The sequence below is a fragment of the Microbulbifer sp. genome, from assembly GCF_051659245.1.
In the GTDB taxonomy this organism is placed as follows: domain Bacteria; phylum Pseudomonadota; class Gammaproteobacteria; order Pseudomonadales; family Cellvibrionaceae; genus Microbulbifer.
In genome coordinates this window covers 49,192-65,636 of sequence record NZ_JBOFOC010000078.1, presented here as the reverse complement: position 1 = coordinate 65,636, position 16,445 = coordinate 49,192, and the positions used below count along the sequence as shown (strand labels likewise).

At 62.0% G+C, this 16,445-nt stretch carries 15 protein-coding genes; 10 read left to right on the top strand and 5 right to left on the bottom strand.

The window, feature by feature from the left end; genetic code table 11:
* The first annotated feature begins 14 nt into the window (after window positions 1–14).
* From rsmA to ACRC0P_RS08280, 3 genes are all read left to right on the top strand, one after another.
* A complete protein-coding gene (gene rsmA / locus ACRC0P_RS08290) occupies window positions 15–830 on the top strand; it encodes a 16S rRNA (adenine(1518)-N(6)/adenine(1519)-N(6))-dimethyltransferase RsmA (RefSeq protein WP_438629778.1) in 816 nt (271 codons plus the stop codon).
* Window positions 831–832: 2 nt separating this feature from the next.
* Complete coding sequence (locus ACRC0P_RS08285) at window positions 833–1,645, top strand: symmetrical bis(5'-nucleosyl)-tetraphosphatase (RefSeq protein WP_438629776.1); 813 nt, start codon at window positions 833–835, stop codon at window positions 1,643–1,645.
* A gap of 195 nt (window positions 1,646–1,840) precedes the next feature.
* A complete protein-coding gene (locus ACRC0P_RS08280; protein ID WP_438629774.1) occupies window positions 1,841–2,953 on the top strand; it encodes a CapA family protein in 1,113 nt (370 codons plus the stop codon).
* A gap of 1 nt (window position 2,954) precedes the next feature.
* Here ACRC0P_RS08280 and ACRC0P_RS08275 read toward each other — a convergent pair whose 3' ends face one another.
* On the bottom strand, window positions 2,955–3,728 hold the full coding sequence (locus ACRC0P_RS08275; protein ID WP_438629772.1) for an anti-sigma factor family protein: 774 nt from the start codon (window positions 3,726–3,728) through the stop codon (window positions 2,955–2,957).
* Window positions 3,725–4,240: a sigma-70 family RNA polymerase sigma factor gene (locus ACRC0P_RS08270; protein ID WP_438629770.1), complete on the bottom strand. Its 516-nt coding sequence runs from the start codon at window positions 4,238–4,240 to the stop codon at window positions 3,725–3,727. The genes ACRC0P_RS08275 and ACRC0P_RS08270 overlap by 4 nt, the downstream gene beginning before the upstream one ends.
* A gap of 179 nt (window positions 4,241–4,419) precedes the next feature.
* Between ACRC0P_RS08270 and ACRC0P_RS08265 the strand changes: the two genes are divergently transcribed.
* Window positions 4,420–4,812: a DUF4168 domain-containing protein gene (locus tag ACRC0P_RS08265; RefSeq protein WP_438629768.1), complete on the top strand. Its 393-nt coding sequence runs from the start codon at window positions 4,420–4,422 to the stop codon at window positions 4,810–4,812.
* A gap of 45 nt (window positions 4,813–4,857) precedes the next feature.
* Here ACRC0P_RS08265 and ACRC0P_RS08260 read toward each other — a convergent pair whose 3' ends face one another.
* Together ACRC0P_RS08260 and galE are read right to left on the bottom strand one after the other, a co-directional pair.
* A complete protein-coding gene (locus ACRC0P_RS08260; RefSeq protein ID WP_438629766.1) occupies window positions 4,858–6,228 on the bottom strand; it encodes a UDP-glucose dehydrogenase family protein in 1,371 nt (456 codons plus the stop codon).
* Window positions 6,229–6,283: 55 nt separating this feature from the next.
* Window positions 6,284–7,309 (bottom strand): UDP-glucose 4-epimerase GalE, encoded by a 1,026-nt coding sequence (gene galE, locus ACRC0P_RS08255; protein WP_438629764.1) that lies wholly within the window; start codon window positions 7,307–7,309, stop codon window positions 6,284–6,286.
* 366 nt (window positions 7,310–7,675) lie between these two features.
* On the opposite strand from galE, the gene ACRC0P_RS08250 reads away from it, so the two are divergent.
* The 3 genes from ACRC0P_RS08250 to ACRC0P_RS08240 all read left to right on the top strand — a co-directional run bounded on the left by ACRC0P_RS08250 (window position 7,676) and on the right by ACRC0P_RS08240 (window position 12,763).
* Window positions 7,676–9,598, top strand: a complete 1,923-nt coding sequence (locus ACRC0P_RS08250; protein ID WP_438629762.1) for a PrkA family serine protein kinase — start codon at window positions 7,676–7,678, stop codon at window positions 9,596–9,598.
* 307 nt (window positions 9,599–9,905) lie between these two features.
* A complete protein-coding gene (locus tag ACRC0P_RS08245; protein ID WP_438629760.1) occupies window positions 9,906–11,186 on the top strand; it encodes a YeaH/YhbH family protein in 1,281 nt (426 codons plus the stop codon).
* Window positions 11,186–12,763 carry a SpoVR family protein gene (locus tag ACRC0P_RS08240; RefSeq protein ID WP_438629758.1) on the top strand — a complete coding sequence of 526 codons (1,578 nt, stop codon included), beginning with the start codon at window positions 11,186–11,188 and terminating at the stop codon, window positions 12,761–12,763. Before ACRC0P_RS08245 ends, ACRC0P_RS08240 begins: the two co-directional genes overlap by 1 nt.
* A gap of 54 nt (window positions 12,764–12,817) precedes the next feature.
* Here ACRC0P_RS08240 and ACRC0P_RS08235 read toward each other — a convergent pair whose 3' ends face one another.
* A complete protein-coding gene (locus ACRC0P_RS08235; protein ID WP_438629756.1) occupies window positions 12,818–13,384 on the bottom strand; it encodes a response regulator in 567 nt (188 codons plus the stop codon).
* A gap of 460 nt (window positions 13,385–13,844) precedes the next feature.
* Between ACRC0P_RS08235 and ACRC0P_RS08230 the strand changes: the two genes are divergently transcribed.
* Genes ACRC0P_RS08230 through ACRC0P_RS08220 form a run of 3 tightly spaced genes read left to right on the top strand, consistent with a single transcriptional unit; the run spans window position 13,845 to window position 16,426 of the window.
* Window positions 13,845–15,065, top strand: coding sequence for a multifunctional CCA addition/repair protein (locus ACRC0P_RS08230; RefSeq protein WP_438629754.1), 1,221 nt, complete (start codon window positions 13,845–13,847; stop codon window positions 15,063–15,065).
* Window positions 15,058–15,816 carry a pteridine reductase gene (locus tag ACRC0P_RS08225; protein WP_438629752.1) on the top strand — a complete coding sequence of 253 codons (759 nt, stop codon included), beginning with the start codon at window positions 15,058–15,060 and terminating at the stop codon, window positions 15,814–15,816. Before ACRC0P_RS08230 ends, ACRC0P_RS08225 begins: the two co-directional genes overlap by 8 nt.
* A 16-nt stretch (window positions 15,817–15,832) precedes the next feature.
* Window positions 15,833–16,426, top strand: coding sequence for a phosphoribosyltransferase (locus ACRC0P_RS08220; protein ID WP_438629750.1), 594 nt, complete (start codon window positions 15,833–15,835; stop codon window positions 16,424–16,426).
* Window positions 16,427–16,445: the final 19 nt, after the last annotated feature.

Sequence of the window (16,445 nt, the reverse complement as noted above, 5' to 3'; positions counted from 1 at the left end):
TGAACAAGTTTTTTATGGACAACTTTTTCCAACACAAAGCGCGCAAGCGCTTCGGCCAGAATTTCCTGGTGGACGAAAATATTATCGAGCGCATCGTCCGCGCCATCGCCCCCAAAGAGAGCGACAACCTGGTGGAAATCGGCCCCGGCCAGGGCGCCATCACCCGGCTGCTGCTCCAGCGCTGCCCGTCGCTTACCGCGGTGGAACTGGACCGGGACCTGATCCCGATGCTGAAGTTCAAGTTTCGCGACTACCCGGAATTCAACATCATCGAGCAGGATGCGCTCAAATTCGATTTCGGCACACTTGCCGGAGATATCAGGGCCGGCGGCCGTCCCCTGCGCATCGTCGGCAACCTGCCCTACAACATCTCCACACCGCTGCTGTTTCACCTGCTCAGTTTCCGGGGTGCGGTGCAGGACATGCACTTTATGCTGCAAAAGGAAGTGGTGGATAGGCTCAGTGCCACCCCCGGCAGTAAATCCTACGGCCGTCTCAGTGTGATGGTGCAGTACCACTGCCGCGTACAGGGGCTCTTTCCGGTGCCGCCGCAATCCTTCCGCCCGGCACCGAAAGTGGAATCCGCAATCGTGCGCCTGGTTCCCCACACCGCGCCGCCCCACCCGGCGAAGGACGAGCAACTGCTGGAGCGCATCGTCAACGTGGCTTTCCAGCAGCGCCGCAAAACCCTGCGCAACGCGCTGAAACCCCTGTATCCTGAACTGGATCCGGCACTGCTGCCGGTGGATGCGGGGCGCCGGCCTGAGACTCTGAGCGTACAGGAGTTCGTACAACTGGCGGATTACTGCGAGACATTGACTGGGGACTGATTTTGGCCACCTACGCCATCGGCGATATCCAGGGCTGCCTGGAGCCGCTGCAGCAACTGTTGAAAAAAATCCACTTTCGCCCGCACCGCGACAAACTGTGGCTCGCCGGCGATATGGTGCACCGCGGCCCGGACAGCCTGGGCACCCTGCGCTTTCTCTACGAACACCGCAGCCAGGTCACCGCCGTACTCGGCAACCACGACCTGCACCTGTTGGCCCTGGCCCACGGCGCCAAGCGCCTGACCGACAAGGAGCACGACCTGGCAAAAATACTGCTCGCCAAGGACGCCGACAAACTGCTCGGCTGGCTGCAGGGCCTGCCGCTGGCAGTGCACAAGGAGGGCTACACCATGGTGCACGCCGGTATTCCGCCCATCTGGAGCGTCAGCAAAGCCCTGGAACTGTCGAGGGAAGTACATCGGGCCCTCTCCGACGACGCCATGGCCAAAGCTTATTTTTACGGAATGTACGGCAACGAGCCCCACTGCTGGAGCGACCATCTGATCGGCATCGAGCGGCTGCGCTCCATCACCAACTACTTCACCCGTATGCGCTTCTGCAAGGCCGACGGCACCCTCGACCTGGTCACCAAGCGCGGTCCCCAGGCGGCCCACGGCGAATTCAAACCCTGGTTCAGCTTCCCCGAGCGCAAGACCCTAAAGGAGAAAATCATCTTCGGCCACTGGGCCGCCCTCGAGGGCTGCGCCAATACCCAAAATGTCTATGCGCTGGATACCGGCTGTGTCTGGGGCGGCTATCTCACCGCCATGCGCCTGGGCAGCGAGGAATTTTTCTGCAGCGACTGTACGCTTTGATCGGGACTCGGGACTCGGGACTCGGGACTCGGGACTCGGGACTCGGGACTCGAGCAGGATTGTAGGGTGGATAAGCGTCAGCGCATCCACCAGCCGGCGGCGGATCGGCCGCTGGCCGCGATAGCGGGCCTAAGGCCCGCAAGCCGAGCTGGAGCTCGGCGCTCCCAGGGAGCCATCCTGCGGGAGGATAAAGCCATGAGCAAAGAGACGGTGCGTCTGATCCTGGCCGGCGATGTGATGACCGGCCGCGGTGTGGACCAGATACTGCCGCACCCTTCCCCAGCGCAGATCTACGAGCCCTATATGCGCTCGGCGCAGGGCTATGTAGCGCTCGCCGAACAGCACAGCGGCCCCATCCCCCAACCGGCGGAACCCGCCTACCTGTGGGGCGACGCACTGGCGGCAATGGACGCCCGCACCCCTGATTTCAGAATCATCAACCTGGAAACCGCGGTCACTCGCAGCGAGGATTACTGGCCGGGCAAGGGTATCAACTACCGCATGCACCCGGACAATATCTCCTGCCTGGAGGCCGCCAGCATCGATGCCTGCGCCCTGGCCAACAACCACGTGCTGGACTGGGGTTACGAGGGGCTGACGGAGACCATTGCGACATTGCACAAGGCGGATATAGAAACCGCCGGCGCCGGGGAAAATTCAATTGCGGCGGGCACCCCCGCGGTGCTTTCCCACCACAGCGGCAGGGTGCTGTTGTTCGCCTTCGGGCATCCCAGCAGCGGCGTCCCCGAGGAGTGGAGGGCGCGAGCCGACAAACCCGGCGTCAATGTCCTGCAGGACCTGTCGGAAAAGAGCGCACAACAGTTGGCCGACGAGGTGGGCAGTCATCGCCGCCCGGGAGACCTGACCATAGTTTCCATTCACTGGGGTGGCAACTGGGGCTATCGGATTGCGCAGGCCCAACGCGACTTTGCCCACGCACTGATCGACCGCACGGGTGTGAACCTGGTTTTCGGGCACTCCTCCCACCATCCCCAGGGCATCGAGATCTACCATGAGCGCGCAGTGCTCTACGGCTGCGGGGACCTTATCAACGACTACGAAGGCATCGGCGGCCACGAGGAATACCGGTCACAACTGCGCCTGCTCTACTGTGTCGACCTGGACCGGGACAGCGGCGCACTGCGTCGCCTGGAGCTGATTCCGTTTGAAATGTACCGCTTTCGCCTGCGGCGGGCTTCGGCGGAGCAGTGGGAGTGGCTGCACCGCACCCTGAAACGCGAATGCCGCCGGCTGGGTTTGATAGAGGATCGGGACAGCGGTTCCCTGCTGTTACGCGGGGACAGATAAATTACATTCTGCTGACCCCGGCGGGCACAATTTCCTCCTGCACCGGTTGCAGCGCGGGATCGGCAGCGGGAGCCTCGGGGACCGCGCTGGCGCTGGAAGTGACAGGCGCCGGCACGGTCAGTTGCCGGCGCAGGAGAGCGGCCATGGCGATCAGCCGCGCATCGTTTTCCGGCCCGGTCAGCGCGTAGTGCCTGCCGCCATCCACCCATTCCACCATCGCAATGCCACCCGTCGGAACAGTGGTATTGCCAGCGTTGCCGTGTAAGTCGGTCTCATAGAATGTCAGGCTGGCGCCGTCCGCGGCGGTAAAATGATACTCCAATGTGTTCCCGTTCAGGGCAAAGCTCCCATCAACTTGCGGCTGCAGCTCCAGGCCGGCGTAAGTGGGCGCGACTTCCCCTCCCGCATGGCCCCCCGCCTGCACTCCCGCTGCTCCCACCCCCGCGGTTGCGGGCAGCTGTCCAGTGCCATCCCGCCAAAGCCAGGGCACACTGATTGCCAGCACCAGCAACGCGGCCGCCACTCCGACATAGAGTGGAAATCGTCTCTCGCGCGGAGGGACAAAAGGTTCCGCTGCCTGCTCCCGGGCGGAAGTGAAAGTGCGGTAAAGCTCTGCCTCCCGTTTCCAGTAGGCGTGTACGCGATCCGCATCCTCCGGGTTCGCGCGCAGGTGAGCGGCCACCCGGGCACTGTGCGCCCGCGACAACTGTCCGTCGGCAAAGGCACTAAGATCCTCCCGGGTCACACTGCGCGGCTTTTCTCGACGTATCATCATTTGACCCTCCTGAGGTGGGCATCTTCCGCTCTATCCACATCCCGTTCACAGTGCCCGCGCAGGGTTTCCCGCGCCCGCGACAACCGCGAGCGCAAAGTCCCAATATTGATGCCCAGGATTTGCGCTGCCTCCTTGTAACTGGGGGCCTCCAGCACTATCAACATCAGCGCGGCGCGCTGCTCCGGCGGCAGGATATCGATCGCCGCCACCGCGTCACAATACTGTACGTGGGACTCCTGGCGCGGATCGACGGTCAGCGCGGCCCCCGCGTCGGAGGCCGTGGATTCGCGCCTCGCCCGCGCGGATACGCGCTGATTGAGGTAGATATTGTAGAGCAGCCGGAACAGCCAGGAGCGTATGGCGCCGCTGGTGCGCCAGAGATGCCCCTTGCGCAGCGCCCTCTCCAGGCAATCCTGCAGCAGGTCTTCCGCTTCCGTGACATCGCCACACAGGCTGCGCGCATAACGGCGCAGATGGGGAATCTGATCGCAGACTTTTTGTTCAAAACTCATGGTTGACCGTTATGCGCATTATTTTCACTCAATTTAAATAACAGCGCACAGAGCTTACAGGTTCCCAAATCGGGAAAATTTTATGAAAACGGAAATTTTTTGGAACTGAATGGCAACGACTCCTGTTGGTAGCAATGATGGACATCATCATTCTACAAACCGTTCAGGAGTACAAACCAATGCACAAATGGATTAGCTTTCGCCCTGGCCAACTGGTCGCCCTTCTTCTGCTGCTGGCACCGGGCCTCGCCGCCCAGGCCCAGCAGCCCGACCCGACCGCCGCTGCGCAGGATTATGCGCAGCCGGCAGCCACGGCGGCCAGCTTCAGTGACATAGAGCTGAAATCCTTCGCCCAGGCGCGCCAGAGTGTGGATGCCATTCGTTCGGAAATATCCGCCCAGCTGCAGAATGCACAGGACCCGCAGGAGGCCCGGAAGCTGCAGGAGGAAGCCAATGTAAAGATGATCGCCGCAGTGGAGGCCGCCGGTCTCTCCCGCGAGAAATATAACGAGATAGCCCAGGCGGCAATGAACGATCCGGCCCTCGCGGAGAAGCTCGCCAAGCTGCAATAGCACCGGACCGGGGTGTATCGACCGCCGCCGGCGGTCGAACCCCCATCAGGCGGAGCGCGTGACTTTTCGCTCCGCGACATCGACAGCCAAGCGCTGGCCCCGTCCTACGCCACAGTAGGTAAAGCCCCGCTCTCGAACATAGGCGGGGTCGAACAGATTGCGCCCGTCCACAATCAACGGCCGCTGCAGGCGCTGTCTGAGTTCGGCGAAATCCGGCGCCCAGAAGCAGCGCCACTCGGTGCAGATGGCCAGCGCATCGGCTCCGTCCGCGGCTTCCTCCGCGCTGTCACAGAGCACCAGTTGGTCCCTTTCCCCGTAGATGCGCCGGCACTGCTCCATGGCCACCGGGTCGTAGGCCCGCACCCTGGCGCCCGCACGCCACAGCTGTTCCATCAATTCCCGCGAGGGCGCCTCGCGCATATCGTCGGTCTCCGGCTTGAACGCCAGCCCCCAGATAGCAATGGTTCTACCGCGCAGATCGCCGCCGAACAGCGCCTCCAGCTTGTGGAACAGCGCGCGCTTCTGCCGCTGATTGACGTTTTCCACTTCAGCCAGCAGCCCCGCCCGGTAGCCGCTGTTGTGCGCGGCGGCGGCCAGGGCGCGTACATCCTTGGGAAAACAGGAGCCGCCGTAGCCGCAGCCGGGATAGATAAAATGGTGGCCGATACGCGGGTCCGAACCTATGCCCTGGCGCACCTCCTCGATATCCGCCCCCATATGCTCGGCGATATTGGCAATCTCGTTGATAAAGCTGATGCGGGTGGCGAGCAGGGCGTTGGCCGCATACTTGGTGAGTTCAGCGGAGCGCACCGACATAAACATCAGCCGGTCGCGATTGCGGTTGAAGGGCGCATAGAGAGTGCGGAATTGCCGTTGCACCAGCGGGCTGTCGCTGCCCACCACGATGCGGTCCGGCTTGTTGAAATCCTTGAGCGCCGCCCCTTCCTTGAGGAATTCCGGATTGGAGGCCACCTCCACGAGGACGTTCGCTCCGCGCTTGTCCAGTTCCTCGCGAATCACCGCCGCCACCCGGTCGCAACTGCCCACCGGCACGGTGGATTTCACCGCGACGGTCACCGAGTGCCGCAGCTGGCGCCCCAGGGTGCGGGCCACCGCCAGCACGTGGCGCACATCGGCACTGCCGTCCTCGTCCGGCGGCGTACCCACGGCGATCATCACCAGTTCGGCGTTTTCCAACGCGGCAATGCTGTCGGTGGTGAACTGCAGCCGCCCGCTCTGCGTGCCTTCGCGCAACAGCTCGGGCAGGCCCGGCTCGAAGATGGGACAGCGGCCGTTGCGCAGGTCGTCGATACGGGTCGCATCGATATCGACACAGGTCACCCGATTGCCCACCTGCGCCAGGCAGGCACCGGTGACCAGGCCCACATAGCCCACGCCAAAGATGGTTACGTTCACACCAGCCCCCTCAAATCGTTCTTTCGGGGATCATTCTTGCGGCAGTTTGTGAAACTTAGGTTTCGTAACCGTTAGGGTTTTGTGACTGCCAGCGCCAGGTGTCCTCCACCATTCGCGCCAGGTCGTATTCGGCTTTCCAGCCCAGTTCTCGCTCCGCCAGCGCCGGATCGGCGTAGCATTCCGCGATGTCGCCGGGGCGGCGCGGGGCAATCTGGTAGGGGATCTCGCGGCCGCTGGCCTCCTGAAAGGCACGCACGATTTCCAGCACCGAACTGCCGCGGCCGGTACCCAGGTTGTAGGTGTAACAGCCGTCGGCGGTCTCCTCCCGGCGCAGTTTCTCCAGCGCCGCCAGGTGTCCGCGAGCCAGGTCCACCACGTGGATATAGTCGCGCACGCCGGTGCCGTCGACGGTGCCGTAGTCGTCGCCAAACACCTGCAGCCGGGGCAACCGACCCACCGCCACCTGGGCCACGTAGGGCAACAGGTTGTTGGGGATGCCCCGCGGGTCCTCGCCGATAGTGCCGCTGGCGTGGGCGCCGATGGGATTGAAATAGCGCAACAGACTCACCTTCCAGGAGCTGTCCGGCGCCGCGCACAGGTCCCGCAGGATATTCTCAACCGCCAGTTTGCTGGCTCCGTAGGGGTTGGTGGCGCCGGTGGGAAAGTCCTCGCGGATGGGCACGCTGGCCGGGTCGCCGTAGACGGTGGCGGAGGAGCTGAAGATCAGCCGGCGCACGCCGAATTCCTCCATCACCTGGCACAGGGTCAGGGTACCGGCCACATTGTTCCGGTAATAACGGAGTGGCTGGGAAACGGATTCCCCCACCGCCTTGAGACCGGCGAAATGAATGACTGCTTCAATCTCGTGCTCGCGGAAAATATTGCGCAATTCGTCGGCATCGCGGATATCCGCGCGGTGCATAGGCATCGCGCAGCCGGCGATCGCCTCCACCCGCCGCAGCGCCTCTTCGCTGCTGTTGACCAGGTTATCCACCACCACCGACTGAAACCCTGCGGCCAGCAGTTCGACGCAGGTATGGCTGCCGATATAGCCGGCGCCGCCGGTAACCAGGATTGTCATAACAACTTCCTATAAACCCTGTGAGGTAGTCGAGGGCGCCCAGTAGAGCGCAAAACCACCACCAAGTTCAAGCGCACTTGCGCCACTCAGGCTGTGTTTTTTCCCGCCAATTGAGACCAGGCGCATTGGCGCCAATTGAACGGGCCCACTATGCTCAATAAGCGGGGAGAAACGATGTTTCCCCTGCGCAGCGGATAGCACCGCTGCCGCCGGCAATAAAGATAGTGTTCTCGCGCGCAAGCGCCTTCCAGAGTGCCCGCGGCCTGTTGGGCCCGCAAAGCGCACCCAACCCGCGGACTCAGAACAACCAGCGCTCCGGGAATGGACGCCGAGTGCTGCCGAACACGCGACAGGGAGTTTACCGCCATGACGATTTTCAACCACTACCTGGAAAGGTACGAATCCATTCAGGAAGAGGAGCTCAGTATCCAGGAGTACCTGGAACTGTGCAAAACCGACCGCAGCGTCTACGCGTCGCCCGCCGAGCGCATGCTGATGGCAATCGGCGAGGCGGAATTGGTAGACACCTCCCGCGACCCGCGCCTGTCGCGCATCTTCTCCAACAAGGTAATCCGGCGCTACGAAGCTTTCAACGAATTCTACGGCATGGAGGAGGCGATAGAGCAGATTGTCTCCTTCTTCCGCCACGCCGCCCAGGGGCTGGAGGAGAAAAAACAGATTCTCTACCTGCTGGGCCCGGTAGGTGGCGGCAAGTCCTCCCTGGCGGAGCGGTTGAAAGCACTGATGGAAAAAATCCCCATCTACGCCATAAAAGGTTCGCCGGTATTCGAGTCCCCCCTGGGCCTCTTCTCTCCCGATGAGGACGGCCAGATCCTGGAGGAGGACTACGGTATTCCCCGGCGCTACGTCAACACCATCATGTCCCCCTGGGCGGTAAAACGCCTGCACGAATACCAGGGGGATATCAGTCAGTTCCGGGTGGTTAAAATCCGCCCCTCGATCCTCGATCAGGTGGCCATCTCCAAGACCGAGCCGGGGGATGAAAACAACCAGGATATCTCCTCCCTGGTGGGCAAAGTGGATATCCGCAAGCTGGAGGACTTCCCGCAGAACGACCCGGACGCCTACAGCTTCTCCGGCAGCCTGTGCCGCTCCAACCAGGGGCTGATGGAGTTCGTGGAGATGTTCAAAGCGCCGATCAAGGTGCTGCACCCGCTGCTCACCGCCACCCAGGAGGGCAACTACAATAGCACCGAGGGCCTGGGCTGCCTCCCCTTCAACGGCACCATCCTGGCGCACTCCAACGAATCCGAGTGGCAGACCTTCCGCAACAACCGCAACAACGAGGCCTTCCTCGACCGCATCTATATCGTCAAGGTGCCCTACTGTGTGCGGGTGCAGGAAGAGATCCGAATCTACCAGAAACTGCTGGAGAACAGTTCACTGTCCAAGGCGCCCTGCGCGCCGGACACCCTGCGCATGCTGGCGCAGTTCTCGGTGCTGTCGCGGGTCAAAAACCCGGAGAACTCCAGCATCTACTCCAAAATGCGCATCTACGACGGCGAAAACCTCAAGGACACAGACCCCAAAGCCAAAACCATCCAGGAATATCGCGACAACGCCGGTGTGGACGAGGGCATGAACGGCCTGTCCACCCGCTTCGCATTCAAAATCCTGTCCAAGGTATTCAACTTCGACGCCACCGAAGTCGCCGCCAACCCGGTGCATCTCCTCTACGTGCTGGAGCAGCAGATAGAGCAGGAGCAATTTCCCCCGGAAGTGCAGGAAAACTACCTGGGATTCATCAAGGAATACCTGGCGCCGCGCTATGTGGAGTTTATCGGCAAGGAAATTCAGACCGCCTACCTGGAATCCTATGCGGAGTACGGCCAGAACCTGTTCGATCGCTATGTCACCTACGCCGACTTCTGGATCCAGGACCAGGAATACCGCGACCCGGAAACCGGCGAAATTCTCGACCGCGGCGCCCTGAACGAAGAACTGGAAAAGACCGAAAAGCCCGCCGGCATTTCCAACCCCAAGGACTTCCGCAACGAGATCGTCAATTTCGTACTGCGCGCGCGCGCCAACAACCAGGGCAAGAATCCGGACTGGCGCTCCTACGAGAAATTGCGCGCAGTGATCGAAAAGAAAATGTTTTCCAATACCGAAGACCTGCTGCCGGTTATCTCCTTCAACACCAAGGCCTCCGCCGACGACAAGAAAAAGCACGCGGATTTTGTCGCGCGGATGGTGGAGAGGGGCTATACCGAGAAGCAGGTGCGGTTGCTTTCTGAGTGGTATCTGAGAGTACGGAAATCGCAGTGATAGATCGATAAGCAAAAGGGGCTGGAAATCTGGGATAGCAAAAAGCGTGATGCGAAGGACGTGATGCCGGGTGATGCTTTGCGAGACTGTGACTCGAGCCATCCATGGCTCGGAGCGCCGACCCGCTCGCCCTACGGACGCCTTAGGCGTCCAAAACGGCAATCCTGCCGTTTTGCCTGCGAGAAGGACCTCGCGGACAAGCTTCCAGGGATGGATTTAAGGGGGCGCCCAGCCCGTGTCCCGCAAAAAGCCCCCGGCAGCGCGGCCGCCACTGCGCCAATCGAGCCCCCCGGTCAAAGGCAGTAATATGAGCTATATCATCGACCGCCGCCTCAACGGCAAGAAGAAAAGCACTGTCAACCGGCAGCGCTTTCTCAGGCGCTACAAGGCCCATATCAAGAAGGCCGTGGGAGAGGCGATGAACAGCCGCTCCATCACCGATATGGACAAGGGCGAGCGCATCAGCATCCCCACCCGCGATATCAACGAGCCGGTATTCGCCCACGGCCCCGGCGGACACGTGGAGCGGGTGCTGCCCGGCAACCGGGAATTTATCGCCGGCGACCGCATTCCCCGCCAGGGGCAACAAGGCGGCGGGGGAGGTAACGGCAGTGGCGCCAGCGATAGCGGCGAAGGGATGGATGAATTTGTCTTCCAGATATCCCAGGAAGAATTCCTCGATTTCATGTTCGAAGGCTTGCGCCTGCCCAACATGATCAAGCGTCGCCTGGCCGGCAACGAGTCCTTCCAGGTGGTACGCGCCGGCATCAGCAACGAGGGCACCCCCGGCAGGCTCAATGTGGTGCGCTCCATGCGCGCCGCCAACGCCCGCCGCATCGCACTCACCGGCAGCAAGCGGCGCAGCATCCGCGAACTGGAAAAGGAACTCGCGCTGGAGGAGAGCAAGGACCCCACCCTGCGCGACCAGCGCATAATCGACCAGTTGAACAGCAAGATCGAAGAACTGCACGCACGCATCGGCCGGGTACCCTTTCTCGACGATTTCGACCTCAAGTACAACCTGCTGGTACGCCAGCCAAAACCCCGCTCGCGCGCTGTCATGTTCTGCCTCATGGACGTTTCCGGCTCCATGAACCAGGCCACCAAGGACATGGCCAAGCGCTTTTTCCTGCTGCTGTACCTGTTTTTACAACGCAGCTACGAGTACACCGAGGTGGTGTTTATCCGCCACCACACCAGCGCCAAGGAAGTGGATGAAGAGGAATTTTTCTACTCCCGGGAAACCGGTGGCACCATTGTCTCCAGCGCACTCAAACTAATGCGCCGCATCATGCGCGAGCGCTATCCCGTCAGCGAGTGGAACATCTACGGCGCCCAGGCCTCCGACGGCGACAACTGGAACGACGACTCCAGCACCTGCCACAAGATACTGATCGACGACATCATGCCCGCGGTGCAGTACTACTCCTATGTGGAAATCACCCCGCGGGACCACCAGGCCCTGTGGGAGGAATACGAGAGCGTGCGGGCGGTGTTCCCCGATCACTTCGCCATGGAACAGATTGTCGACATGCAGGACATCTACCCCGTATTCCGCCAACTGTTCAGCCAGAAGGTGGCCGCCTGATGCTCGATACCTTCACCACCTCAGAACCCACAGAGCGCCGGCCCATATCCACCAGCTCCGAATGGACTTTCGAACTGATCCAGGAATACGACCGGGAAATCTCCGCGCTGGCGGAAGAGTTCGGGTTGGACACCTACCCCAACCAGATCGAAGTGATCTGCTCCGAGCAGATGATGGACGCCTACTCCTCGGTGGGCATGCCGGTGGGCTACAACCACTGGTCCTTCGGCAAGCAATTTATCAGCGTGGATAACAATTATCAGCGCGGGCTCATGGGTTTGGCCTACGAAATCGTGATCAATTCCAACCCCTGCATCGCCTACCTCATGGAAGAGAACACCATGACCATGCAGGCGCTGGTGATCGCCCACGCCAGTTACGGCCACAATTCCTTTTTCAAGGGCAACTACCTGTTCCGCAGCTGGACCGATGCCAGCAGCATCATCGACTACCTGATCTTTGCCAAAAACTACATCGCCCGCTGCGAGGAGCGCCACGGAGTGGACGAGGTGGAAGCAATCCTCGATTCCTGCCACGCGCTGATGAATTACGGCGTGGACCGCTACAAACGCCCCTATCCCATTTCCGCGATAGAAGAGGAGCGGCGGCAGAAAGAGCGGGAGGAATACCGCCAGCGCCAGCTCAACGATCTGTGGCGCACCATCCCCAACCTCGGTGCCGCGGAAGAGGAAGAGGAACAGCAGCGCTTCCCCGAGGAACCCCAGGAAAATATTCTCTATTTCGTGGAAAAGCATGCACCGCTGCTGGAAAACTGGCAGCGGGAACTGGTGCGCATCGTGCGCAAACTGGCACAGTACTTTTACCCGCAGCGGCAGACCCAGGTGATGAACGAAGGCTGGGCCACCTTCTGGCACTACACCCTGCTCAGCGAACTGTACAAGCGGGGGCGGGTGACCGAAGGCTTCATGATGGAATTCCTGCAGAGTCACACCAGTGTGATCTACCAGCCGCCCTTCGACAGCCCCTATTACAATGGCATCAACCCCTACACCCTGGGGTTTAGTATTTTCACCGACCTGCGGCGCATCTGCGAAAATCCCACCGAAGAGGATCGCCAGTGGTTTCCGGACATCGCCGGCAGCAACTGGAAGGAAACGCTGCAATTTGCCATGCGCGACTTCAAGGACGAGAGCTTTATCCTGCAGTTTCTCTCGCCCAAGGTGATGCGCGACATGAAACTCTTCTGCATCAGCGACGACGACCGCGAAAACGAAATCGTAGTCAACGCCATCCACGACGAAGACGGCTACCGCCAGCTGCGGGCCAACCTCGCGGGGCAATACAATCTGGGCAACCGCGAGCCGAATATCCAGGTGTTCACCGTGGATACCCGCGGCGACCGCTCAATGACCCTGCACCACACCCAGCACCGCCGCCGCCCCCTGGGCAAGGACACCGGCGAAGTGCTGCGCCACCTGCACCGGCTGTGGGGGTTCGACGTGCACCTGCACAGCCTGCTCGGGGACGAAATCACCGCCAGCTACCACTGCCCGGAACTGGGGCGCGACCAGCTGGAAGGGGAAGAGGAATCCATGCTGGTACCTAAGCCGATTTAACCAATGACCAATAGCGGAGAACTGGTTGCTGGCCTTTGGTCACTAACGAATTGATTACACTTCCAGCAACAACCTGGCTTTGGCCGCCAACTCGCTGCGTTCCCCCGGGTGCGCCACCAACGCATCGGCACCGGCATCGAGCCAGCGCTGCCGGTCTGACTCCCCGGCGGGGGTTATCACCAGTACACGCACCGTGGAGTACTCGCTGCGCGAGCGCAGGTGGTCCAGTATGCGGAAGCCGTCCGCCCCCACCAGTCCGGCGTCCAGCACCAGGAGCGCCGGCTTGTAGCCGGCCATCAGCGTGCCGGCCACAAAGATGTCACCGGCGACATCCACATCACAGCCCGCCTGCTGCAGCGCCTGGCGCCCGGCGGCGGTCAGCTCCGGATCGCTCGCCAGAATCAGCACCTTGCGACTGGCGGCGGCCAGCTCGTTCGGCACCGGCATGGCGTTGTCGCGCAGAAAGCCGACAAAGTCCTCGACACAGATACGGTGGTCGCCGCGCCCGGGCAGTTTGTAGGCCTTCAGCTGGCCCCGCTCGATCCAGCGGATTACGGTGCGAAAGTTCACCCCGCAGTATTTGGCTGCCTCCCCAGTGGTGAGCACGTGCAGTTCGTTCATCTTATTATTTCTCCCCCAAACATCCGGCGATTGCTAAATAAGTCATTGCGATAGTATTTTTTTGTGCCAATGACCAAAACCGGCACTTTGTCACAAAAAATTCTGTTATTTCGCACAAACCTTATAAATTATGCTGCTCAATACTGCAAAACCAGTCTTTAGCTCGGGCCTTGCTCATTGTGAGACGAACAGAAAGCCAAGCCCCTCAAAAAAACCTCGAAAGATAGAGTTGACAGTTATGACAGGTTAAATAGAATAGCCGGTATTGAATGGCGAGTGAATACTCCCCTAGCGAATACCCTAAGACCCTGGCCCCCTTGTAATTTCGGGGCCTTTTTTTTATCTTGCTGAATTCTTCCAATTCCCTCCCTCCGCCCTTCCGGGGCGCCAGCACCAGCGGATCTATGGCAGCTCACAGCGCTACCCGACAAACCACTCCCTCCGGCGGGGCTCCCGCAACATGAAGGTCTACCTGGTGGGTGGCGCAGTGCGCGACAAACTGCTCGGGCGCCCGATACAGGAGCGCGACTGGGTGGTCGTGGGTGCCGACGAAAAGCGGATGCGCGACCTGGGCTTTACCCCGGTCGGCCGCGACTTCCCGGTATTCCTGCACCCGGACACCGGCGAGGAATACGCCCTGGCGCGCACCGAGCGCAAGAGCGGCCACGGCTACGGCGGCTTCACCGTGCACGCCGAAGCGGACGTCACCCTGGAACAGGACCTGCTGCGCCGCGATCTCACCATCAACGCCATGGCGGAGGGGGAGGACGGCGAACTGATCGATCCCTACGGCGGCCGCGCCGACCTGGAGGCGCGCCTGCTGCGCCACGTCTCCTCCGCCTTCGCCGAAGACCCGTTGCGCATCCTGCGGGTGGCCCGTTTTGCCGCCCGCTATCACCACCTGGGCTTCACCATCGCCGACGACACTATGACGCTGATGCGGCGCATGGTGGATGCAGGGGAAGTCCAGCACCTGGTGGCCGAGCGGGTCTGGAAGGAAGTGAGCCGCGCCCTCACCGAGCCCGACCCGGACGTATTCATCCGCGTGCTGCGGGACTGCGGCGCGCTGGCAATCCTGCTGCCGGAGGTGGACCGCCTGTTCGGTGTGCCCCAGCCACCACAGCACCATCCGGAAATCGACACCGGAGAACATGTACTCCTGGCCCTGCGCGCCGCCCCCGCGCAACTGCCGGTGCGCTTTGCGGTACTGCTGCACGACCTGGGCAAAGGCGTCACCCCCGCCGACATACTGCCCAGCCACCGCGGCCACGAGCGCGCCGGCCTGCCCCTGGTGCGGGATGTCTGCCGGCGGCTGCGCGCGCCCCGACAGCTCACCGCCCTGGCCCTGGGCGTGTGCGAATACCATCTGCACTGCCACAAGGCCTTCGAACTGCGCCCGCAGACCCTGCTCAAGATCCTGCGGGCTCTGGACGCCCTCCGACGACCGGAGCGTTTCGAGCAGTTCCTGCTCTCCTGCGAAGCCGACGCCCGCGGACGCACAGGGTTGCGGGACCGGGACTACCCGCAGGTGGACTACCTGCGCGCGGTGCGCGAGGCCGCCGCGGCAGTTTCCGCGGAGGCGCTGATGGCGCAGGGCTTCGAGGGCGCCGCACTGGGCAAAGCCCTGGACCGGGAGCGCGTCGCCGCACTCACCCGGCTGAGGAAAACCTACGATGCGTAACGCCCTTGTCACCGGAGCCGCCGTCCGCCTCGGCCGCGCCATGGCCCGCGAGCTGCACCGGGATCACCGGGTGATAGTGCACTACCGCAACTCCGCGGCCGCGGCCGCGGAACTGGTGGACGAACTCAATGGAATCCGTCCCGACTCCGCCGCGGCCCTGCACAGCGAACTGGCCGGCGCCGGTGACTGCGAGCGGCTCGCCGCGGAAGCGGTGGACCTCTGGGGCGGGGTGGATACCCTTGTCAACAACGCCTCCGCCTTCCACCCCACGCCAATCGGTGATGCGGACGAGAAACAGTGGGACCGGTTGATCGGAAGCAATCTGAAGGCGCCCTTCTTTCTCTCACAGGCCCTGGCAGAGACACTGGCCCGGGACAACGGCTGCATCGTCAATATGGCGGACATCCACGCCGAGCGCCCCATGCCCCGTCACACTCTGTACTGTGCCGCCAAGGCCGGCCTGGTGATGTTGACCAAAAGCCTCGCGCTGGAACTGGCCCCCCGGGTGCGGGTCAACGCCATCGCCCCCGGTGCGATACTGTGGCCCAACCAAGGGGGGCCCAACCAAGGGGGGCCCGAGCAGGAAAGGGTGGACGACGCGGCCAGGGCGCGGATACTCTCGCGCATTCCCCTGGCCCGCACCGGCGGTGAGGAGGATATAGTCCGCACCCTGCGTTTCCTGGTGAGCGAGGCGCCCTATATCAGCGGCCAGGTCATCGCGGTGGACGGCGGCCGCAGCCTCAATATTTGAAGCGGGAGCAACCGGAGTGGACAGCAAAACCTTTATCGACGCCCAGACCCTGCTGGAAGACTCCTACGGCCTGGCCCTGCAGGTGTTCGAAAGCGGTTTCCGGCCCGACTATATCGTCGGCGTCTGGCGCGGAGGCGCGCCGGTGGGCATCGCGGTGCAGGAGATGTTCGACTACCTGGGCATGCACGCCGACCATATTGCCATCCGCACCTCCTCCTACCACGGCATCGACCAGCGGCGCAAAGAGGTCCGGGTGCACGGCCTCACCTACCTGATCAAGCGGGTGCAGTCCCACGAATCGCTGTTGATCGTCGACGACGTCTACGACACCGGCCTCAGCATCCAACAGGCGGTCAGCGACCTGCGGAACGCCTGCAAGAAAAACACCCCGGACATCCGCGTGGCCTGCCCCTACTACAAGCCCGGCCGCAACCAGACCGGCCGCGTACCCGACTACTATCTGCACAGCACCGACGAGTGGCTGGTGTTTCCCCACGAACTGAAGGGCCTGACTCCGGAGGAAATCGCCCGGCATAAGCCCGCGCTGCGAAAACATCTGAAACTGTTGAACAGACTTAAAAACCCCGAGGAGGAAATGGCTGCCCTGTAGGAGCGGCCCATGGCCGCGA